We start from the raw sequence: 15,031 nt of genomic DNA on the forward strand, positions 1-15,031 counted from the left end.
TTAAAGTGCGGTCATTTTTAGTGAATTTTATGAAATAGTTTTAACGGATTTTCTGACCACTAGTTCCGGATGAATATCAATTCGGCTTTGGGGGTGTGATAAATCGTCTTTGTCTTTTTGTGCAATACGTTCAAATAATAAATTCACGGCTTGTGCACCTAATCGAGATTTAGATTGGTGAATAGTGGTTAATGGCGGCGCATAGAAACGTGATGAATGAATGTTGTCATAACCTATCACTGAAATATCATCGGGGACATGCAATCCTTTTTCTGTAATTGCGGAAATGGCGCCTAATGCCATGACATCATTACAGCAGAACACGGCGGTGGGTAAGTCTGCTTGAGCGAGGATTTTATTCATGCATTCATAACCGTCTTCAGGTTCAAAATAGCCTTCCATGACCCAGTTTTTATTGATCCGTAGATCGGCTTCTTTCATGGCTTTTTCAAAACCTTCATAGCGGGTTTTGGCTGTAGTTTTACTGAGTTCACCGGCGATAATCCCAATTTTTTTATGACCACAATCAATCAAATATTTTGTCGCTAAATAACCACCGCTGAAGCTGTTATCATCAATGATATCGGTGTCGCCATTTGGTCCCCAATCCATAACAACCATTGGGACAGTAGAGAAATTAGCAAGTAAATTGAGGGAGGTTTGAGTATATTCGGAACACATCACAAGTAAGCCATCCACCCGTTTTTTTGCTAACATTTCTAAGTGATTTTTAATTTTTTCAGGATCATTTTGCGTGTTACACAAAAAAAGTGAATAACCTTGACGATAGCAATGTTCTTCTACTGCATGGATAATTTCAGCAAAGTAAGGCGCTTCACTGGTGGTGACGATCATGCCTACTGACTTAGTCGTGTTGACTTTTAAGCTTCTTGCCACAGCACTTGGGGAATATTTTAAGGTTTTAATCGCATGCTGAACGGCTTCTTCCGTTTCTTTTGCAACAAATCGGGTTTTATTAATTACATGGGAAACCGTGGTTGTGGATACCCCAGCCATCTTTGCCACATCTTTAATCGTTGCCATAGGTTGATTTTCCTTAAAAAAATTTTTCCCATTATAGGGATTGTTTAGGAATAGTTAAGTGGATAACAAAAATTTTTTAAAAAAAGGTCGTTTTTTTTCTTTTTCTTGTTAGAATGGCGAGGATTTAACATCAATTTAAGGAGAAAATATGAGTGATTTAGGTTATGCCGTTGTTGCAGCAGTGTTAAGTATGTCTTTTCTTGTTGGCTTAGCACTGGCTATCTTTTAATTAAGCCAATAGGATAGCTTTCTCATCACCGTACTTTGGATTGACAAAGTGCGGTGATTTTTTTCGGTGTTTTTTGCTTGAATATTAAAAATATGGTACAACTAACGCCGTTTTATTCATTAACTAAATAGGAAGTAGAATGTCAAATTTACAAGCAATTATTGAATCTGCCTTTGAAAAACGTGCGGATATCACGCCAAAAACCGTAGATGCAGAAACCCGTGCAGCGATCGAGGAAGTGATCGAAGGGTTAGATAGCGGCAAATATCGTGTGGCAGAAAAAATTGATGGTGAGTGGGTTACTCACCAATGGTTAAAAAAAGCGGTATTGCTTTCATTCCGTATTAACGATAATGAAATGATTGATGGTGCGGAAACAAAATATTATGACAAAGTCGCATTAAAATTCGCTGACTATACGGAAGCACGTTTCCAACAAGAAGGATTCCGTGTGGTACCGTCTGCCACTGTACGCAAAGGGGCATATATTTCTAAAAACTGTGTTTTAATGCCATCTTATGTCAATATCGGTGCTTATGTGGGCGAAGGTACAATGGTAGATACTTGGGCAACGGTGGGGTCTTGTGCGCAAATCGGTAAAAATGTTCACTTATCCGGCGGCGTGGGCATCGGTGGCGTATTAGAGCCATTGCAAGCTAATCCGACCATTATTGGTGATAACTGTTTTATCGGTGCACGCTCCGAAGTGGTTGAAGGGGTGATTGTTGAAGATGGCTGTGTGATTTCAATGGGCGTATTCATTGGTCAATCTACCAAAATTTATGATCGTGAAACCGGTGAAATTCATTACGGTCGTGTACCGGCAGGCTCGGTGGTGGTGTCAGGTAGCCTTCCATCAAAATGTGGTAAATACAACCTTTACTGTGCTGTGATCGTGAAAAAAGTGGATGCAAAAACCTTAGGTAAAGTTGGTATTAACGAATTATTACGTTCTATTGAAGAATAATTAAAAATTCTCGCAAAAAAAACCGCACTTTGTTATCACAAAATGCGGTTTTTTCTTTTATAATCAGATGATTATTGCTTTCTAGCTAACATTGTCACAAATTTCATTTTAATGCGATTGCCATTTTCATCGGTTTTGTGCAATTCACCCATTTCTTCATTGTATTTAATCAACTCCCAGCCTTGGTAATAATTTTTCAATTCATTTTCTTTGAAGGTAAAAGAGAAAGGCATAGGACAAGGCACGTCATCTGTGGACATAGCTGCAACAATTAAATTGTATCCGCCTGTATTGGTATGTTCCTGCATATTTTTGATAATTGCGGGTATGCGTTCTTGGTTTAAAAACATAAATACGACAGTAGAAAGAATGAAATCATAGTTTTCCTGAATATTGGCGGTATTGATATCGTAAAGAGCGGTGGAAATTGTCAGATTTTCTTTTTCTTTCACTTCATTTAAAAATGCCAAACTGTTTTCATTATGATCCCAAGACGTGACATCAAAACCAAGCAAACTCAAGAAAAGAGAATTTCGCCCTTGACCACAGCCAAGATCTAAAGTTTTACAAGGTTTGATGATATTGATCGCACTTTTCACTTCGGAATGGGTTGCCGTCATATTGTATTTTTTGCTGAAATAATCTTCTTTTTTACAATAAAACCCAAGGGTACATTCCAAATCGTCGGTTAAGGCTTCTACTCGATGCCAAGCTTGAGGTTCAACGAATGGTGTATCTGTTTCAGGTGTAAAGATATGTTCGGCAATAATATTGTTTTCTTTTGTTAATTCATAAAATTTGAGCTGACCTTTTAACACGCTGATTTTTCCCCAAGTGCCGACTTTGGTATTGTGTTTTTCTTGAAACATTTGGGGAAGTTTATCCTTTGTCCAAATAGGCATTTGTTTATAGCAGATTAATTCATTTTTCATTGTGATCTCCAATAGGTTAAATAGTTGAGCTTGATAGTAGGTTATATGTTTTAAATTTTCAATGGAAAAATAAAAAAGGCGACCGAAGCCGCCTGAATAAATACTCAATTGATTATTTCACCTGCATACCGGCTGTGACACCACTATCTGCAGAAAGCAAGAATAAATCACTGCCACCACTGCCAGCGGAAAGAATCATTCCTTCCGATACGCCGAATTTCATTTTGCGTGGCGCAAGATTTGCCACCATAATCACGAACCGACCTTCTAATTCTTCCGGTTTGTTATACGCGGCTTTAATGCCTGAGAATACCTGGCGGGTATGGTCGCCAAGATCTAATTTAAAACGTAAAAGTTTGTTGGACTCCGGCACCGCTTCGCATTTTAATACTTTCGCCACACGCAGATCCAGTTTGGCAAAATCATCAATGCTGATGGTGTCGGCAATGGGTTCTACATTAGAAAGTGCGGTCGATTTTGTTGCAGTTTTTTCCGCAGACTTATTTGATTCCGCAAACAATTTCTTCGTTTCTTCCACCACTGCGTCAATTTGTTTTTTCTCTAAACGGGAGAAAAGGGCTTTGAACGGTGAAAGGGTATGCCCAAGCAAAGGTTGGTGAAGGTTATCCCAACGCAATTCACTTTGTAAGAAACCTTCTGAGCGTTCAGCCAGTTTTGGTAATACCGGTTTTAAGTAAGTCATCAAGACACGGAATAATTCAATGCCCATTGAGCAAACCGCTTGGAGTTCAGCTTCTTTACCTTCCTCTTTTGCGATCACCCATGGGGCTTTATCGTCAATATATTTATTGGCTTTATCTGCCAATGTCATAATTTCACGAATCGCTTTGTTAAATTCTCGGGTTTCATAATAGTTGGCGATTTGTTCTGCTTGAGCGATAAATTCTAAAAATAACGCTTCATCTTCTAATTTATCGGCTAATTTTCCGTTAAAGCGTTTTGTGATAAAGCTTGCATTGCGAGAGGCTAAATTCACCAGTTTATTAACGATATCCGTGTTCACACGTTGCACAAAATCATCAAGATTGAAATCAAGATCTTCAATGCGGTTATTCAGTTTCGCCGCATAGTAATAACGTAAACATTCAGGGTCAATGTGATTTAAATAGGTACTGGCTTGAATAAATGTGCCACGGGATTTTGACATTTTCGCTCCGTCCACCGTTACATAGCCGTGAGCAAAAACATTAGTCGGTTTACGGTAGCCACTGCCTTCTAACATAGCGGGCCAAAATAGACTATGGAAATAGACGATATCTTTCCCAATAAAATGATAAAGTTCCGTCTCGCTGTTTTCTGCCCAAAACGCATTGAAATCAATGCTTTCACGATCACAAAGATTTTTGAATGATGCCATATAACCAATCGGCGCATCTAACCAGACATAGAAAAATTTGCCTTTTTCCCCTGGAATTTCAAAACCAAAGTAAGGTGCATCACGGGAAATATCCCATTGTTGCAAACCGCTTTCAAACCATTCTTGCATTTTGTTGGCGATTTCAGGTTGAAGTGAACCGGAACGTGTCCAGTCTTGCAACATATTTTCAAATGCCGGCAAATCAAAGAAAAAGTGTTCGGACTCTTTGATAACAGGTGTCGCACCGGATACGGCAGAACGTGGATTAATTAAATCCATCGGGCTATAAGTGGAAGCACAGACTTCACAGTTATCGCCATATTGATCTTCCGCTTTACATTTAGGGCAAGTGCCTTTGACAAAGCGATCCGGCAAAAACATATTTTTCTCAGGATCATAAAGTTGCGCAATCACTTTGCTTTTGATGAAACCCTTTGATTTTAACTTGTTATAAATTTCAGCCGTGATTTGTTTATTTTCTTCGCTGTGTGTGGAGTGGTAATTATCGAAACTAATATTAAAACTGGCAAAATCACGAATATGATCCGCTTTCGCCTTCTCGATTAATTCTTCCGGTGTGATACCTAATTTATCAGCATTTAACATGATTGGTGTACCATGGGCATCATCGGCACACACAAAATAAATTTTGTTACCACGCATACGTTGAAAACGCACCCAAATATCCGCTTGAATATGTTCTAACATGTGGCCTAAATGGATTGCACCATTGGCATAAGGCAGAGCGCAGGTGACTAAAATTTTACGGGATGGAGATGTCATTTTTATTCTCTTTTATTACACAAAATTGTCGCTATCTTACCTGAGAAAGGGTATTTTTTCTAGCTTGAAAAACTTTAGCTTAACAGACCGCACTTTCCGTGATTAAATATCCCGACTAATTTACTCACCTTAGTATTTTTAACAGGATATATTATGACAGCCTATTTTTCCGACAATCTAACTGCTGAACAGAAAATTCAAATTCAACAAATTTTCCAACAATTTCAACATCCTAGCTTACAAAAAGATCTTATCGCACTGAATACCCTAAAAAAAGTAGAAAAAGGGGGAGACACATTACGTATTGCATTACAATTCCCTTTTGCTTGGAATAGCGGTGTGGCGCAACTTAAGCAAGCAATCTCTGATGAACTGTTAGAAGTAGCAGATTGCAAAGCAATCAAATGGGACGTGAATTATCAAATTGCTACCTTAAAACGTGCGAATAATCAACCTGCTGTTAAGGGCGTGAAAAACATCATTGCGGTGACATCAGGCAAGGGGGGAGTAGGAAAATCCAGTGTTTCTGTTAATCTTGCTCTCGCACTGCAAGCTCAAGGAGCACGAGTAGGGATTTTAGATGCGGATATTTATGGACCTTCTGTGCCTCATATGCTCGGCGCACCACATCAACGCCCAACATCGCCGGACAATCAACATATTACACCGATTAAAGCCCATGGTTTATCAGCGAACTCCATCGGTTTTTTAATGGATGAAAATAGTGCAACTATTTGGCGAGGCCCGATGGCAAGTAGCGCATTGAGCCAATTATTGAACGAAACCTTATGGGATAGCTTAGATTATTTGGTGATAGATATGCCACCAGGTACCGGCGATATTCAACTTACCCTGTCACAACAAATTCCGGTAACCGGCGCTGTAGTGGTCACAACGCCTCAAGATATCGCATTACTTGATGCCGTAAAAGGGGTCTCTATGTTTGAACGGGTCTCTGTGCCGGTACTAGGTATTGTGGAAAATATGTCAATGCATATTTGCAGTAAGTGCGGTCATCTCGAAGCCATTTTTGGCACGGGCGGTGCGGAAAAAATGGCTGAAAAATACGAGGTGAAAGTGTTGGCACAGTTACCATTACATATTCGGATTCGTGAAGATTTAGATGCCGGTAATCCAACCGTTGTTTCTGCACCGGAAAGTGAAATCACTCAAGCCTTTCTACAACTAGCAGAAAAAATTTCCACAGAACTCTATTGGCAAGGTTCGGTGATTCCAAGTGAGATTTTATTTAGAGAAGTGAAGTAAAAAGTAAAGAAAGGGCTGGATTGACAGCCCTTTCTTGTTCTCCTTCCATTTTGAGATTAAAATGCCGTGCAATTTTTTTCTAAATAATGAGTAGAACAATGAAAAATTTTGCCAAATACAGCCTGATTGATTTACATCTCCACCTAGATGGCTCACTTTCCCCACAATGGATGATTGAATGGGCGGAAAAACAGAATATCGCTTTACCCGCCCAAAATGTTGAACAGCTTCTTTCTTTTGTTTCCGCACCCCAAGATTGCACCGATCTTAATCAATATCTTAACTGTTTTGCGATTCCCGTTTCTTTACTGCAAAGTCCGGAGGCGATCACCTCTGCGGTTTCTAATTTATTAAAACGTTTAGATCAACAAGGGCTAGCTTATGTTGAAATTCGTTTTGCTCCACAACTTCACACACAAAAAGGTTTAACCCAATCACAGGTGGTGGAAGCGGCTTTAGCCGGTTTAGAAGAAGGATTAAGGGGAAGTCGATTATTTAAAGCCAATTTAATTCTCTGCTGTCTGCGTGGTATAGGCTCGCAAGAAGGGAATTTAGAAACCTTACGAATGGCAAAAAAATATCTTTCAACAGGAAAAGCGGGAGTGGTTGCAGTGGATTTAGCCGGCCCTGAATCTGGTTATCCTACCATAAATTTTGCAAAAGAATTCGAGCTTGCGAAATCTCTTGATGTACCTTTTACCATTCACGCCGGTGAAGCAGCGGGGGCGGAGAATGTTCAACAAGCGATTAATCTTGGTGCAAGCCGTATCGGACATGGTATTCGTGCGGCAGAATCTGAATTAGTGATGCAATCTTTAGCCGATCGTCAAATTGCTGTGGAAATGTGTCCTTGCAGTAATTTACAAACCAAAGCTATCGATCACTTAAAGCATTATCCGCTTAGAGCATTCCTTGTGAAAGGAATTATTGCCACATTAAATACCGACAATATGACCGTTTCTCAAACGAATATTCAGCAAGAATTTAATTTATTGGCACGAGAATACCAATTAAATGAAAATGAAGCCAAACAATTGCTTGAAAACGCCATCCGTGCCGCTTTTCTTAGTGATGAAGAAAAATATGAGTTGAAAAGCCATATTGAAAAACGGATAAATTCTTCTGAAGTGGGGAGATGATGTCTCAAACAAACTATTTACAATCAAATCTTATTCCAAAACAGGGGGAATTACGGCAGCAGAAGCACAGACAAAAAGAAAGACCTTGGGATTCAATGTGATATTCGTACTATTTTACAATAATCGCTAACTTGAAGGGGATTATCTAATCAATCAGGTGTAGAACATCAGGCTGAAATCAAACTTCTTGCTCGGTACAACAAGAGCTGGCTCATGATTAATGGTGCAATATGAAAATGATAAAATTAAACATCTTGCGGAGATAGAAGAAATTAGTCGGGAAATGGCTTGAAGATGATTGTGAAAAATGGGACGCCAAAATTCTAAGTAAAATTCCTAGTGGTGCGCTTGCAAGCTATATTTTTGAATTATGGAAACCATTGTTAGATATCATTTCTGATAACTTAGAAGAAATTAAGAATGCCTAATGACACCAAATGTCGCTTAGCCATAAAAGTTTAATTATGAGTATAAAAGCCTTTTGAAAAAAGTCCCCCTTTCTTAACTTTTTCTTAAGATTTATGTTATTTAATATATCTCAACAAAGCAGAGATGTTTTAAACGATGAGTTATTTAACCATAATCTAAGAGGAAAACTTTATGAAAAAATTAACATTAGCAGCTCTTTTAACCATTGCAACTTCGACTGCATTTGCAGGTTTCAGTGGTAATGCCAACACTGCACAAGGCGGATTTCAACAAGGTGCGGTACAGGTAATTAGCGTGAAACAAGCGCTTTCTGCAAGAGATAATAGTATTGTGACATTAGTAGGGAATATTTCCCAACAGATTGATGATGATGAATATCTTTTCACTGATGGTACAGCACGTATTAAAGTAGAAATTAAAAATCGCGTATGGAACGGTTTAAATGTTGGCCCACAAGATAAAATTCGTATCACGGGTAAACTGGATAATGAAGCTTTTGAAAAAGCGGAAGTTGAAGTGTTCAGCGTAGAAAAAGCAAATTAATAATGAGAAAATGGTGAGTATCTTACTCACCATTTTGTTTTAAAAGTGCGGTCACAAAAAACAATGTTTTTTGAACGTTGGCTTTGCCAACGGCCTCGTGAGAGGTGAACACTCGAGTGAACGAGTTTGTGAATAAATTTATGCGAATTTTATTAATTGAAGATGATGCGTTAATCGGCAATGGGTTGCAAATCGGGCTATCAAAATCCGGATTTATTGTGGATTGGTTCACGGATGGCAAAACCGGCTTAAATGCACTGGATTCTGCTCCTTATGATGCCGTCGTGTTGGATCTTACTTTACCCAAGATGGACGGGTTAGATATTCTGCAACAATGGCGGAGGGATCATCAGTCTGTTCCTGTTCTTATTTTGACGGCTAGAGATACCTTAGATGAACGCATAAAAGGGCTACAAAAAGGGGCGGATGATTATCTTTGTAAACCTTTTGCATTGGCTGAGGTTGTTGCACGTTTGCAAGCGTTAATTCGCCGTAGCTATGGACATACCACGCCTGTTCTAACACACTTGAATGTGGCACTCGATCCCCATCAACGAACGGTTCGGTTTAACGGAGAACCACTTTCTCTCACAACACGGGAATATAAGTTATTGGAACTTTTTATGTTTAACAAAGATCGTGTCCTTTCCCGTTCAATGATTGAAGAAAAATTATCAACGTGGGAAGAAGAAATTAGTAGCGCAGCATTAGATGTTCATATTTACAATTTACGCCAAAAATTGGGTAAACAGTTTATCCGTACTGTTCACGGAGTGGGCTATGCATTAGGACAAGGTGATGTCAAATAAAAGTTTGAAATTCCGCTTAATGAGCGGATTATTTTTTACTGCGTTGTTGGTTTGGCTCATTTCAACAGCCGTGGCGTGGTTTATGGCTAAAAAGGAAGCTTATGATGTTTTTGATGCGCAGCAAATTTTATTTGCAGAACGTCTCGCTACTTCCGATTTACAAAATATTTTGCTTGATCATACAAACTTTAATCGTGGTGGATTTAAACCGTTAAAACGGAAATACGATGACGATGCCCTTGCTTTTGCGATATTTTCCAAAACAGGGGAGCGGCTATTAAGTGATGGTGATAACGGAGATAATTTTATCTTTAGCAATAAGGAGGGATTTACTTCCGCCTATATTGAAAACGATGATGATAAATGGCGTATTTATTGGTTACCAGTTGCACAAGGGGAGTTGCGAATTGCAGTCGGACAAGAAATAGAATATCGTGAAGAATTAGTGAATAAAATGGTGTTTGGGCAAACCGCTATTTGGTTTGGGAGTTTACCTATTTTATTGACGGTGGTTTTCTATTTAATTCATCAAGCATTAAAACCGATTAGCCAATTAAGCCGTGAACTATTACGAAGAAAACCGGGTGATGTGTCACTTCTTGAGACCTCAAATGTCCCGACAGAGATTTTGCCGTTGGTGAAAAATTTAAATCAATTTTTTGACCGCACTTCAGTGACGTTAAAAAGAGAGCGTCGCTTTACTTCCGATGCAGCCCATGAATTACGTAGCCCATTAGCTGCATTACGTATTCAAACCGAAGTAGCCCAGCTTGCCGGTGATGACAAAACCATTCGGGATCAAGCATTAAGTCATTTAACAGCGGGGATTGATCGTGCGAGTCAGTTAATTGAGCAACTTTTGACCTTATCCCGTTTGGATAATTTGAAAGAGCTTGATGAATTACACCCTATTAAATGGCAAGAAATCATTCCTTCATTAATTAGTGAACTTTATATTAATGCACAAAAACGACATATTGAGTTATCTTTTGAGGAAAATTCCATTCCTTTCGAAAAGAACGGACAACCTATTTTGGCTTCGCTGATGTTGAGAAATCTTATTGATAATGCCGTTAAGTATGCAAAATCAGGGGCTTTGGTGAAAATCATTTTATCTAAAGACAAAATTATTGTGGAGGATAATGGCGGTGGAGTGAATGAAAACGATTTAGCCCGGTTAGGGCAACGTTTTTATCGTCCGGCAGGGCAAAATGAAAAAGGAAGCGGTTTAGGTTTATCCATTGTATTTCGTATTGCAGAACTTCATCACTACAAAGTGCGGTTAGAAAATGTGATAGATTTTGGAAAAATCAGTGGTTTTAGGGTGATCATTGAATTCTAGTAAATATTTGAGGTAGTTGGTATAGGGCAACTGTTCATCTATCTTTAACCGTTTTAAAATTTCATCTTCTCTCTTACAATAAGTGCCTAAGTTCTTATCTAGGATATTAAATGTCTCATATTTACATTGGTACAGGCGGTTACGCTGATAGCGATCTCCTCGGCACGGTTTATCCTTTAGGCACGGCAAAAGAGGATTTTTTAACTCACTATTGCCGCCATTATGACACCGTAGAAATTAATAGTAGTTTTCACGCCCCAATCGGGGAAAAAGCACTGAAAGGCATGCTGGAAAAATCTGATGGTAAATTGAAATTTTCAATTAAATTGCATCAAGATTTTAGCCACAATCGTACGGCAACAGGGGAAAATGCCAAACTATTTCTAAACGCTTTACAACCGCTGATTCAACAACAAGCACTTGGCACTTTATTTTTACAATTTCCTCATCGTTTTGAGAGAAACACCCCAAATCGCCGTTATTTAGCGGAATTGACCCAATGGTTTATGGATTATCCAATGGCAGTTGAATTCCGTCATCCTAGTTGGCATTGTGAGGCGGTATTTGAGGCATTTTGCCGGCAACCCCATTTAATTTGGGGAAATGTTGATTATCCACCCAATATCGGATTGCCGACCTTTCAATTAAAAATCAATCAAAGTACGGGTTATTTACGCCTACATGGTCGTAATGCAAACTGGTGGCGTGAAAACTCAGCTCAGGCACGGCATAACTATCGTTATACCGAAGATGAACTTACCGAAATTGCAAATTTGATTGTTCAACAAAAAGAGCGGTTCGAAAAATTGTTTATTTATTTCCAAAATACTACGCAAAGTCATTCTTTTTATAATATTGTGATGCTCAAGAATTTACTGATACCTTTTGGCTTTGAAATGAAAACCCAAGTTGATGAGATTCCTCATCAACAATGGGATTTGTTTTGAAAAGTTTTATAGGATATTGGTCTCAAGTTCCAAAACACCCGGCTCAATTTTAATTCCCTTGGCAAATTTTTTGATTAAAACATCCCGAATATTAGTTTCATCAAGGGTATAAATTGGGATGGAAGAAAGTAATGCGGAAATACTTTCACTTAAAAATGGCATAGCGATTTGTAATTGTTCCATATATTCATTAGGTTCACCAGACCAACGTAGGATTCGTAAATTTCGTAGATAAACTGCGCCTTTTTCCGGTTCATAGTAGGGTATCGTATCAAATGTCAGATTTAATTTAGCCGGAAATTGTTTATTTCCCAGTTTGAATAATCCTTCGGCTGTGCCGTTTATTTCAACACGTTTTTCGATGTCTCGTCCGATTTTAGTTGTGAGATCTTTTAACTGATAATCAAGTGAAAATAATCCTGGAAAACTGAATTTATCCGCGATTGAACTTTTTTCAGCAAGATATTGATTAACTTGATCTTCGCTAATTTTAAAAGGAGAAGCCTGTGTAGTTGATAAAATGGAAAGTCCCAATAATAACGTTAAACAAGTGGTAAGATTTTTCATAAAACACCTGTAAATTGAAAGGATTTGAACAAAAGTGTAAAACTTGAGGTCTTTACATCGTGGCACTATACCATAGAATAAATCACTTGGCGTGAGGTTAGGATGAATTCCGGCATAAATGCCGAATTTTATGCAAATATAAAAAATCTTGTTGGAATTTACCGTTTGTTTGAACTGTTATATTAAAGGAAAAATAATGAAAAGAATTTTCTTAGTTTTAATATTTTCTATCTTTGTTATTGCTTGCTCTGTTGGAGGAGGCATTGGTGTCGGTGGCGGTGGTAACGGTGTTGAAATGGGGATCGGACTTGGTACAGGGTTTGGTTTTTAATATTAAAGTGCGGTTAATATTTTAGGATTTTTGAAGATTTGTAAGAAAATGCTTGATCTTTCAAGATAGCTCACTATAATACGCCACATCTTTCGGACGCGGGGTGGAGCAGCTTGGTAGCTCGTCGGGCTCATAACCCGAAGGCCGTCGGTTCAAATCCGGCCCCCGCAACCAATAACAAGTTCAGTAAAAAGAACCCCAAATTTGGGGTTTTTTTGTACGAGAAATTTAAAAACTGGGCTTAGGTTCAATGAACCTAACCCTTTTTTTACGCCTAAAATTTAATGATGTAGTGTGCCTCGTTCACACATACCACAGTGACGGTGAATTATCTCACCTGTAAATAGGAGTAGAAATGGCTACATTAGAACAAAATTTAAAAGAGATGCTTGAAGGGGCAGTCGAAGACCTCGGCTGTGAGCTTTGGGGAATTGAATGTCAGCGTGCCGGTCGTTTTATGACGGTACGTTTATTTATTGATAAAGAAGGGGGCGTAACCGTTGATGATTGCGCAGATGTCAGTCGTCAAGTTAGTGCAATTTTGGATGTCGAAGATCCAATCACAGATAAATACAATCTTGAGGTGTCTTCACCCGGCTTAGATCGTCCCTTGTTTACTTTGGAACAATATGAACGCTATATCAGTCAAGATATTGCAATCCACTTGCGTATTCCTGTGATGGATCGCCGAAAATGGCAAGGTAAATTGGAACGAATTGAAAATGATATGTTGATATTGACTGTTGATGGTCAAGAGCAGGTTTTTGTATTTGGTAACATTCAAAAAGCGAATGTTGTTTCAAAATTCTAAAAAGGAGGAAAATAAAAAATGAGTAAAGAAATTTTATTAGCAGCGGAGGCGGTTTCTAATGAAAAATTACTACCACGTGAGAAAATTTTTGAAGCTTTAGAAAGTGCATTAGCTCTTTCAACGAAGAAAAAATATGAATATGAAACGGATATTCGTGTTTCAATTAATCCAAAGACAGGGGAATTTGATACTTTCCGCCGTTGGTTAGTGGTGGATGAAGTTAAAGTACCAACAAAAGAAATGACTTTAGAAGCGGCACAGTTTGATGATCCAAATATTCAATTAGGGGACTATGTCGAAGATCAAATTGAATCCATCATTTTTGACCGCATTGCGATGCAAACAGCACGTCAAGTGATTAGTGCCAAGATCCGAGAAGCTGAGCGGGCAAAAGTGATTGAACAGTTCCGTTCCGAGGAAGGAAAAATTGTGACCGGTACGGTGAAGAAAGTCAGTCGCGATAACATTATTTTAGATTTAGGTCATAAAGCAGAAGCGGTAATGGCTCGTGAAGATATGCTTCCTCGTGAAAATTTCCGACCGGGCGATCGAGTTCGTGGTGTGCTTTATAAAGTCATTCCGGAAAATAAAACATCACAATTGTTTGTAACACGTGCAAAACCGGAAATGCTTGTGGAATTATTCCGTATTGAAGTACCGGAAATTGGTGAGGAAATGATCGAAATTCGTGGGGCAGCACGTGATCCGGGTTCTCGAGCAAAAATTGCCGTGAAATCCAATGATAAACGTATTGATCCTGTTGGAGCCTGCGTTGGTATGCGTGGCGCTCGAGTTCAAGCGATTACCAATGAATTAGGCGGTGAACGTGTTGATATTGTGCTTTGGGATGACAATCCGGCTCAATTTGTGATTAATGCGATGGCACCGGCGGATGTTACGTCAATTATTGTAGATGAAGATAATCATTCAATGGATATAGCGGTAGATGAAGCAAACCTTGCACAAGCAATAGGGCGTAATGGCCAAAATGTTCGTTTAGCTACCCAATTGACCGGTTGGTCACTCAATGTTATGAGTAGTGATGAACTTAATGCAAAACATCAAGCAGAAGATAATAAGGCCTTGAATTTATTTATGAATACCTTGGAACTTGATGAGGAATTTGCACAAATCCTTGTAGAAGAAGGGTTTACCAACTTAGAAGAAATTGCTTATGTACCGGTGAGTGAATTAACCGCTATTGATGGCTTAGAAGACGAAGATCTTATTGAAGAACTTCAAACCCGAGCAAAAAATGCGATTACAGCCGCAGCAGTCGCTGAGGAAGAAGCATTGAAAAAAGCGAATATTGAAGAAGCGCTACTCAACTTAGAGGGAATGAACCGCCACATCGCATTTAAGCTAGCGGAAAAACACATTACGACCCTTGAAGAGCTCGCTGAGCAAGGGGTTGATGATTTAGCGGATATTGAAGAGTTAACTTCTGAACAAGCTGCAGATTTGATCATGGCTGCACGTAATATTTGTTGGTTCAGCGAAGAGTAAGGAGAATT

General features: G+C 38.8%; 14 protein-coding genes and 1 tRNA gene. 11 read left to right on the forward strand and 4 right to left on the reverse strand.

All coding sequences use genetic code 11. The annotated features are described in order from the left end of the window. Positions 1 to 27 precede the first annotated feature (27 nt). Entirely contained in the window at positions 28 to 1,044 is a 1,017-nt protein-coding gene (gene purR, locus BKK54_RS00730; RefSeq protein ID WP_077540558.1) for an HTH-type transcriptional repressor PurR, read from the reverse strand. 368 nt (positions 1,045 to 1,412) lie between these two features. Here purR and dapD point away from each other — a divergent pair, with 368 nt between their 5' ends. Then, the gene (gene dapD, locus BKK54_RS00735; RefSeq protein ID WP_077540560.1) at positions 1,413 to 2,240 is read left to right on the forward strand and encodes a 2,3,4,5-tetrahydropyridine-2,6-dicarboxylate N-succinyltransferase; all 828 of its coding nucleotides are present in this window, start codon (positions 1,413 to 1,415) and stop codon (positions 2,238 to 2,240) included. A gap of 71 nt (positions 2,241 to 2,311) precedes the next feature. On the opposite strand, the gene tehB is transcribed toward dapD, so the two are convergent. Continuing rightward, positions 2,312 to 3,172 (reverse strand): SAM-dependent methyltransferase TehB, encoded by an 861-nt coding sequence (gene tehB, locus BKK54_RS00740; protein WP_077540562.1) that lies wholly within the window; start codon positions 3,170 to 3,172, stop codon positions 2,312 to 2,314. 112 nt (positions 3,173 to 3,284) lie between these two features. Then, positions 3,285 to 5,333 (reverse strand): methionine--tRNA ligase, encoded by a 2,049-nt coding sequence (metG, locus tag BKK54_RS00745; RefSeq protein ID WP_077540564.1) that lies wholly within the window; start codon positions 5,331 to 5,333, stop codon positions 3,285 to 3,287. A gap of 153 nt (positions 5,334 to 5,486) precedes the next feature. Here metG and apbC point away from each other — a divergent pair, with 153 nt between their 5' ends. From apbC to BKK54_RS00775, 6 genes are all read left to right on the forward strand, one after another. Beyond that, positions 5,487 to 6,599 carry an iron-sulfur cluster carrier protein ApbC gene (gene apbC / locus BKK54_RS00750; protein WP_077540566.1) on the forward strand — a complete coding sequence of 371 codons (1,113 nt, stop codon included), beginning with the start codon at positions 5,487 to 5,489 and terminating at the stop codon, positions 6,597 to 6,599. Positions 6,600 to 6,697: 98 nt separating this feature from the next. Then, on the forward strand, positions 6,698 to 7,738 hold the full coding sequence (gene add, locus BKK54_RS00755) for an adenosine deaminase (RefSeq protein WP_077540569.1): 1,041 nt from the start codon (positions 6,698 to 6,700) through the stop codon (positions 7,736 to 7,738). Between the two features lie 600 nt (positions 7,739 to 8,338). Continuing rightward, the gene (locus BKK54_RS00760) at positions 8,339 to 8,710 is read left to right on the forward strand and encodes a YgiW/YdeI family stress tolerance OB fold protein (protein WP_077540571.1); all 372 of its coding nucleotides are present in this window, start codon (positions 8,339 to 8,341) and stop codon (positions 8,708 to 8,710) included. 140 nt (positions 8,711 to 8,850) lie between these two features. Continuing rightward, positions 8,851 to 9,519, forward strand: a complete 669-nt coding sequence (locus tag BKK54_RS00765; protein ID WP_077540573.1) for a response regulator — start codon at positions 8,851 to 8,853, stop codon at positions 9,517 to 9,519. Then, positions 9,509 to 10,861 (forward strand): quorum sensing histidine kinase QseC, encoded by a 1,353-nt coding sequence (qseC, locus tag BKK54_RS00770; RefSeq protein ID WP_077540575.1) that lies wholly within the window; start codon positions 9,509 to 9,511, stop codon positions 10,859 to 10,861. Before BKK54_RS00765 ends, qseC begins: the two co-directional genes overlap by 11 nt. A gap of 110 nt (positions 10,862 to 10,971) precedes the next feature. After that, the gene (locus BKK54_RS00775; RefSeq protein WP_077540577.1) at positions 10,972 to 11,808 is read left to right on the forward strand and encodes a DUF72 domain-containing protein; all 837 of its coding nucleotides are present in this window, start codon (positions 10,972 to 10,974) and stop codon (positions 11,806 to 11,808) included. Between the two features lie 6 nt (positions 11,809 to 11,814). Here BKK54_RS00775 and BKK54_RS00780 read toward each other — a convergent pair whose 3' ends face one another. Continuing rightward, the gene (locus BKK54_RS00780; RefSeq protein WP_077540579.1) at positions 11,815 to 12,375 is read right to left on the reverse strand and encodes a DUF1439 domain-containing protein; all 561 of its coding nucleotides are present in this window, start codon (positions 12,373 to 12,375) and stop codon (positions 11,815 to 11,817) included. Positions 12,376 to 12,571: 196 nt separating this feature from the next. Between BKK54_RS00780 and BKK54_RS12115 the strand changes: the two genes are divergently transcribed. From BKK54_RS12115 to nusA, 4 genes are all read left to right on the forward strand, one after another. Continuing rightward, positions 12,572 to 12,706 carry a hypothetical protein gene (locus tag BKK54_RS12115; protein ID WP_279626074.1) on the forward strand — a complete coding sequence of 45 codons (135 nt, stop codon included), beginning with the start codon at positions 12,572 to 12,574 and terminating at the stop codon, positions 12,704 to 12,706. A 97-nt stretch (positions 12,707 to 12,803) separates the two neighbouring features. Beyond that, positions 12,804 to 12,880, forward strand: a tRNA-Met gene (locus tag BKK54_RS00785). A gap of 181 nt (positions 12,881 to 13,061) precedes the next feature. Continuing rightward, positions 13,062 to 13,517, forward strand: coding sequence for a ribosome maturation factor RimP (gene rimP, locus BKK54_RS00790; protein ID WP_077540582.1), 456 nt, complete (start codon positions 13,062 to 13,064; stop codon positions 13,515 to 13,517). An 18-nt stretch (positions 13,518 to 13,535) separates the two neighbouring features. Further along, a complete protein-coding gene (gene nusA, locus BKK54_RS00795; RefSeq protein WP_077540584.1) occupies positions 13,536 to 15,023 on the forward strand; it encodes a transcription termination factor NusA in 1,488 nt (495 codons plus the stop codon). Positions 15,024 to 15,031: the final 8 nt, after the last annotated feature.

Source organism: Rodentibacter genomosp. 1, assembly GCF_001999285.1.
In the GTDB taxonomy this organism is placed as follows: domain Bacteria; phylum Pseudomonadota; class Gammaproteobacteria; order Enterobacterales; family Pasteurellaceae; genus Rodentibacter.